Genomic DNA, 6,556 nt, shown 5'->3' with positions numbered 1-6,556 from the left:
ACTTTGTGTAAAACTCCCCCGCCACTAGGGCGCCGCGGGGGCGGGCGTGGGGGCAATCGTCCACCGGCCCTATGCGGCCCTGCCATTCGCCCGTCTTTTGCGCTTCGGTTGAGGACAGATCGTAGCGGCCGATGCCGGCATGGGTGTCGATGACCCGAAACGCCTTGTCCTTCTGCTTCAGATATTCGATCAGCCGGCTGAGCACGGCATGCTTGACGACGTCGGCGAAGTTCCCGGCATGGTAGGCGTGGCGATAGTTCAATTGGAGCCCCTGCCCCAGCGCGGCGGTGGCGGCTGCGAGTTCGGATTTTCCGGCCGGCGGCCGCCGAAACGGAATGCCAGCGCCAGCCCGGCCAGGCCGGCCGCCATCAGGGAAAAACCGACCGGCCGCGCCCGGCGGTCGACCTCGCCGGCAGCCGAGCGCAGGACGAGGTCGACGGCCCGCATCGGAATGCCCTCGGCGTCGCCCGGACCGACGGTGAAGATGTAGGAACCGGGGGTAACGCTCGGGATCAGGCCGGCCTCGTCGCGAAAGATCCTGTCCGGCAGCTGTGGGCTGACCTGGCGCGGATTGTCGGAGTGATTGAACTGCAGCGTCGAGGCGAGCACCGTCCTGCCGCCGGTGGCGGCGGTCAGGGTCAGCACGGTGCGCTGCTGCGAGACGATGCGCTCGGCTCTTGCAGTAAGATCGACCAGCACGCGTAGCGGCCCGTCGCGTGCGCTCAGGGCCACCGTCACCGGCTTGAACCGGCCCTGGTCGTAAACCCGCCAGGTGCCGATCTCACGGCCGGAGAAATTGGTCATCGCCCAGGGATAGACGACGCCGATGCCGGTACCGATGAGCAGGATCAGAAGAAACAAAAAGCGCATGCGGACAATGCCCCGTTGATGCAACTACCTCGCATTGGCACCGTCGCGGATACGCTCCATCTCGTCCAGCAACATGTCGAGGCCTATATCGAAGGTCTTGTCAAAACCGGCTGTGCCGAAATATGCCCCGGCAGCCATGACGCCGGGGAAATCCCGCGCTAGCGCTTCATCGCTCACCGTGGTGACCGCCGAAGGCCCCTTGGCGTAGCCGGCCGTCTCGTCAAGGATCGCGCCCATCAGATAGTAGCTCGTGGCTCGGAACAACCGGGCGCTGAGTTCCAAACCGAAACCGCCGGCTTCGAACAGGCCGATCACGTGGTTCAGCTTGGCGAGACATGCCGGCGAATTCATGCGGTAGACCACAATGAACGGCGCAAAGGCGGGATGTTCGGTGGCGACCCGGCGGTATTCCTTCACGGCGACGTGGATCCGCTGGCGCCAAGGCATGCCGTCGTCAGGAATCTTGATCGAGCTGATCTGTCGATCGACCAGTGCCTCGTAAAGATGCGCCTGGGAGGGGAAATGATGGTAGATGCTCATCGCTTCGCAGCCGAGTTCTGCCGCCAGCTTGCGCATCGAAAAGCCGGAAAGCCCCTCCCTCTCGATTACCTCGAAAGCCGCATCCTCGATCATCTCGCGAGACAGCCGGCCGCGCGTTCGCTTTTTTTTGACTGATATGTCCATGGTGCCGCTTGACAACTTACGCTGTAAGGTTAATTTTCGACATTACCTTACATCGTAAGGCCAACAAAAACCAGAGGAGAACGCCATGAACAGCTTCCATATCGTTTTCATCCACGCCCTCTTCGCTTCATCATGCATCCTTGCTCGCCTCCACGGTCCACGCGCTGACCCTGACGCTGGCCTCCGCACCGGCCCGTGCCGACGACTATGACGCAACCATCAAGGACATCCAGTCGACCATGGGCGCTTGGAGCTCTATCTTCAACGGCATGCAGGTCGATTTCGACACGTTCAGGAGGGAGACGGGCGGGCAGTAATGCTTTCGTTTTTGGAGCGGGATGCGTTCAAACTGAATTCTCCATCCCGCTCTAACTGTTTGTGTGATCCGCCAGCACCTCATTGATAACCCGCCACGATTTTTCCGCCTCGCGCTGGTTGCCGTCATGTCCCGAAGCGACGATCAGCGCCTTCCAGAGCGCCCAGCCCCGAGCGCGCGCCCAGCTGTGCTCGTCAAGGGAAATGGCGTCGCGGAACGCCTGGCGGCTCTCGCCGTAAAATTCCGTCCATGCGATCACCAGGTCACAGGCAGGATCGCCGATAGCCGAACTGCCGAAATCGACGACCGCGCAGAGCTTGCCATCTTCGACGAGCAGATTGCCTGAGGCAACGTCGCCATGGACCCAGACCGGCGGCCCTTGCCATCGCGAGCCGAGCGCGGTCGCCCACACCGCCTCGGCGGTTGCCTTGTCGATGCGGCCGCCGAGCGCCGAAAGCGCGGCTCGGGTCTGGGCGTCGTAGACTGAAAGCTGGCCACCGCGGTGGAAATTATGCTGACCTGCCGGTGGTCCGCCAGCGGCGTCGATCCGGTAGAGCGCAACCAGAAAGCCGGCCAGCGAACGAGCGAATTCATTGAGATCGGCAATCAGCCCACCAGCCGCCGGCCGGCCGCGAAGCCAGCGATAGACGGACCAAGGCCATGGATAGCCTTCACCGGGCGCGCCTCTGGCCAGTGGCACCGGTATCGGCAGAGGCAAGTGAGGCGCGAGGCGAGGCAGCCAGCGATGCTCCTTCTCGACCTGGGCAACATAGGCGGCAGCGCTGGGCAGCCGCACCGACATTCGATCGCCCAGCCGGAAGGTGCGGTTGTCCCAGCCGCCAGGCTCGACCGGCTCTACCGGCAGGTCCGCCCATTCAGGGAACTGCGCGGCAATCAAGCGGCGAACAAGTGCGGCATCTATCGATATGCTTCGTGTTTGATCATCAGGCGGCATCGGGCTTGCTCAGGTCTTCTAAGCCTTGCGTTCCCAGCGCCGGTCCGGTGTTTGCTGCCAGTAGGTCACGGTGTGGCCGGCCTCCTTCATTGTCTTCCAGTGCGTGCGTGCCGCCTCTAGCTGGGCTGCATCGTGGCCGTCGAACAGGAACACGGCGCGCTGGTAGCCGCCAAGCTCCGGCGGCACCGCGCCATCGACCAGGAAGCGTATCTGCGCCTGGTTCGGATTGTCAGGTCCGACGGTCAGAAGCACCGGCTGCTCGGCGGGATGGGCTTCGCGGTCCGTTGCATGGGCCAGGAACGAATCGTCCCGGAAAGTCCACAGATGCTGGTCCAGCGCGTCGCGCCGTTCCTCGGTGCCGGTCTGCACCACGGCGCGCCAGCCGCGATCGATGCTGCGCTCCAGGAGGCCGGGCAGCGCGTCCTCCAGGGTCGATTCGGTCAGGTGATAGAACAGGATTTCGGCCATGACTTCAGTCTAAATCATTTGGCGCGCCGCTCATTGCTCGTAATGATCGCGCACCAATCGGTCGAGCAATCTGACGCCGAATCCGGAAGCCCATGACTGGTTGATCTCGTTGGAGGGCGAGCCCATCGCGGTGCCGGCAATGTCGAGATGCGCCCAGGGCGTGTCCTTGACGAAGCGCTGCAGGAACTGCGCGGCGATGATGGCGCCGCCATAACGGCCGCCAATATTCTTCATGTCGGCATTCTTGGACTCGATCAGCTTGTCGTATTCGGCGCCGAGCGGCATGCGCCACAACCGCTCCTGCGTCGCCTGACCGGCCGCCGTCAGCCGGTCCGCTAGCTCGTCATTATTAGAGAACAGGCCAGCATAATGCTGGCCGAGCGCGACCATGATGGCGCCGGTCAGCGTCGCCAGATTGATCATGAATTTCGGCTGGAAGCGGTCGTTGCAGTACCACAGCGCATCGGCCAGCACGAGGCGGCCCTCGGCGTCGGTGTTGAGCACTTCGATGGTCTGGCCAGACATCGAGGTGACGATGTCGCCCGGTCGTTGAGCGTGGCCGTCGACGGCGTTTTCGACCAGCCCGACAATGCCCACGACATTGACCTTCGCCTTGCGCGCGGCCAGCGCGTGCATCAGCCCGGTGACGGCAGCAGCGCCGCCCATGTCGCCCTTCATGTCCTCCATACCGGAGGCCGGCTTGATCGAATTGCCGCCGGTGTCGAAGGTGACTCCCTTGCCGACGAAGGCGACCGGGCTTTCCTTGGCCTTGCCGCCGTCCCACCGCATGACGGCGATGCGGGCGCCACGCGGCGAGCCCTGCGCTACGCCCAGCAGCGAACCCATGCCGAGCTTCTTCATCTCCTTCTCGGCCAGGATCTCGACCGTGACGCCGAGCGCCTCCAGTTGGGCGATGCGGGCGGCGAATTCCACCGGTCCCAACACATTGGCCGGTTCATTGACCAAATCGCGCGCCAGCAAGACGCCGTCGATCACCGCCGCTTCATCGGCAAAGGCCTTCTTTGCGGCCGCCGGATCGGCCGTGTGAATGGTCACCTTTACCGGCTTTTTTGGCTCACGCTTGCCGTCACCATTGTCCTTTTTGGTCTTGTACTTGTCGAAGGAATAGCTGCGCAGCAGGATGCCCGCGGCAAGCTGAACGGCTTGCCTGCCGCTGACGGCGGCGCCGGGAAGATCGAGCACGACGGCCACTTCGGTTGCCTTGCGAAAGGATGCGGCAATCGTGCCGCCGAGTTTCAGCCAGGCGTAGTCATCGAGATTGGAGCCCTTGCCGGCGCCGACCGCCACCAGCCGCTCGAGCGACGTCCCTTCCGGTGCCAGCACTTCGACCTGGCTGGCGAATTTGCCGGTGAAGTCGGCGACGGGAAAGGCCCGCTCGAGGGTCTTTGCCGGATCGCAGGCCCTGACCGCATCACCGAGGCCGCCCTCGTCGGCCGCCAGAACGAAAACGCTGCCCTTTTTGGGCGCGGCGAATTTGGCGAAGGCGATCGAGGGTCTCGAATTCATCATGTCCTGCTTTCGGGGAAATGCGTTGGATTATCGGGGAGAGGCGTTCGATTGGGCAGATCGGATCTAAGATGCCGTGTTATTGCGTCAGTGAGCGGCGGGTTGAAACAGCTCGATGACATTGCCGGATGGGTCTTCGAGCAGGGTCTGGGAACCGCCGACGCCCGTTATGATATCGTTGCGAAAGACAAGTCCAGCACTCTTGAGACGCGCAACCTCTTCTTTCAGGTCCGGCACCACCAGCAGGATGCGGTTCCAGCCTCCCGGCACCGGCTGCCGGCCGTCGGGCATCGCCCGAGCACCCGAACTGCCGGGTCCGCTTAGAAGGAGCCGTAACGCGCCGCGCGTGACGGAGGCAAAAGCCGGTCGCGCGTCCTGTTGGACGGCGAAGCCCAGATGTCCGCAATAGAAGTCGATCGAGGCGGCGACATCATCGACAATGTAGCGAATGCTGACTGGCGTCATGATCATTGACCTTTCGGTTCGAGCACGTTCCAACAAGGCGTGTCTATTGCGGGCGGAACAGTCGGCATAGTCCTGCTCATTATCGCCGCTTGATCCGCGCCGCTATCGCCCTAGCCTGAATGCGGGCATTGGCGAAACAACCGCGAATGCTCGGCCGCATGCCGGTAAACCACAGACCGGGCAATCGCGGGTCGGCTTCGCCGCCGTTGAAAAGCGGAACGCCCTTGCCGTCGAGAACGCCGAGCTTGCCGACCATCTGCTCCAGCCCGGTCCGGTAGCCGGTCGCTGAGATGACGATATCGGGCGTGATAAACCTGCCGTCGTTCAATATGATGCCGTCGCGAGTAAATTCTCGCAATGGCGGCACCACCACGATCATGCCTGCCTTGATGGCGCGAACCGCGCCGTCATCGGCTGCAATCGCAGTGTAGTCGGCGCTCAGACGGCTCGCACCTCCTATGGAGGCCGGCGGAAGCCCGAATTTCGTCAGGTCGCCGAAAACCAGGCGCTGGGTTGTCGCCATCACCGCATCGGCAATCCGTACCGGCAAGCGCGCCATGAAAGGCGAAAGCCTGTGGACGGCGATCTTGCAGATGCGTTTCGGCAGCAATGACGGACCATTGCGGGCCGACAGCCAGATGCTTTCGGCGTCTGCATCCGCAAGATGATTGAGGACGTCGAAACCCGAATTGCCGGCACCGACCACCAGCACCTTTTTGCCGGCATAGTCTTTCGCCTCGCCAAAATCTGCCGAATGGACGATCCGGCCGGCAAAATCCTTCATGCCTTTCCATGCGGGAATAAACGGCTGCCGGTCGCGCCCGGTGGCGACGACGACATGGCGCGCCGGACGGGATCCGGAATTGGTCTGTACGGTCCAGTGATCGCCATCGAACGTGATCTCTTCGACGGCAACGCCGAATGTGACAGGCAGCCGGTGCACTTGGCTGAAATCGTTCAGATGGCGAATGACGGCGGTTCTGTGCGGGAAGGCCGGGGTGCCTGCGGGATAGCCGATGCCGGGCAGCGTCGAGAGATCGCGATGCGTGTTGAGGTGCAGACGTTGGTGCCGCCGATGCCAGGGCTCGGCAAGCCGGCTCTCCTTTTCCAGGACGAGCGTCGGTACGCCGGCCTTCATCAGGGCGTGGGCGGCGGCAAGGCCGGCCGCGCCGGCGCCGATCACAATCGCGCCATCAAAGACCGCTTCCCAACCGGTTTGACTGCGCAATTTTTCCGCTTCCATGCTGGGGCTCAACAGATCCTGACCCGTC

General features: G+C 63.1%; 9 protein-coding genes. 1 reads left to right on the top strand and 8 read right to left on the bottom strand.

What is annotated here, in order from left to right; all coding sequences use genetic code 11:
• From rlmJ to NKH37_RS09535, 3 genes are all read right to left on the bottom strand, one after another.
• The coding region (gene rlmJ, locus NKH37_RS09545; RefSeq protein ID WP_353040950.1) for a 23S rRNA (adenine(2030)-N(6))-methyltransferase RlmJ at window positions 1–262 on the bottom strand (262 nt) is incomplete at its 3' end.
• Window positions 259–870, bottom strand: a complete 612-nt coding sequence (locus tag NKH37_RS09540) for a hypothetical protein (RefSeq protein WP_023719807.1) — start codon at window positions 868–870, stop codon at window positions 259–261. The genes NKH37_RS09540 and rlmJ, both read right to left, overlap by 4 nt.
• 24 nt (window positions 871–894) lie before the next feature.
• Entirely contained in the window at window positions 895–1,554 is a 660-nt protein-coding gene (locus NKH37_RS09535) for a TetR/AcrR family transcriptional regulator (RefSeq protein WP_352481795.1), read from the bottom strand.
• A 140-nt stretch (window positions 1,555–1,694) separates the two neighbouring features.
• Here NKH37_RS09535 and NKH37_RS09530 point away from each other — a divergent pair, with 140 nt between their 5' ends.
• The gene (locus tag NKH37_RS09530; protein ID WP_352481796.1) at window positions 1,695–1,871 is read left to right on the top strand and encodes a hypothetical protein; all 177 of its coding nucleotides are present in this window, start codon (window positions 1,695–1,697) and stop codon (window positions 1,869–1,871) included.
• 51 nt (window positions 1,872–1,922) lie between these two features.
• Here NKH37_RS09530 and NKH37_RS09525 read toward each other — a convergent pair whose 3' ends face one another.
• From NKH37_RS09525 to NKH37_RS09505, 5 genes are all read right to left on the bottom strand, one after another.
• Window positions 1,923–2,825 carry an aminoglycoside phosphotransferase family protein gene (locus NKH37_RS09525; protein WP_353005234.1) on the bottom strand — a complete coding sequence of 301 codons (903 nt, stop codon included), beginning with the start codon at window positions 2,823–2,825 and terminating at the stop codon, window positions 1,923–1,925.
• 18 nt (window positions 2,826–2,843) lie between these two features.
• On the bottom strand, window positions 2,844–3,293 hold the full coding sequence (locus NKH37_RS09520) for a DNA polymerase III subunit chi (RefSeq protein WP_023719810.1): 450 nt from the start codon (window positions 3,291–3,293) through the stop codon (window positions 2,844–2,846).
• Window positions 3,294–3,323: 30 nt separating this feature from the next.
• Entirely contained in the window at window positions 3,324–4,820 is a 1,497-nt protein-coding gene (locus NKH37_RS09515; protein ID WP_023719811.1) for a leucyl aminopeptidase, read from the bottom strand.
• An 87-nt stretch (window positions 4,821–4,907) separates the two neighbouring features.
• A complete protein-coding gene (locus NKH37_RS09510) occupies window positions 4,908–5,291 on the bottom strand; it encodes a VOC family protein (protein WP_352494878.1) in 384 nt (127 codons plus the stop codon).
• A gap of 73 nt (window positions 5,292–5,364) precedes the next feature.
• A complete protein-coding gene (locus NKH37_RS09505; RefSeq protein ID WP_353005232.1) occupies window positions 5,365–6,528 on the bottom strand; it encodes a flavin-containing monooxygenase in 1,164 nt (387 codons plus the stop codon).
• Window positions 6,529–6,556 lie beyond the last annotated feature (28 nt).

Origin of the sequence: Mesorhizobium sp. M1217 (genome assembly GCF_040318275.1) — a bacterium.
Taxonomy (GTDB): domain Bacteria; phylum Pseudomonadota; class Alphaproteobacteria; order Rhizobiales; family Rhizobiaceae; genus Mesorhizobium.
Note: the sequence above shows the minus strand (reverse complement) of the source record. Positions and strands in the feature narration are given on the sequence as shown.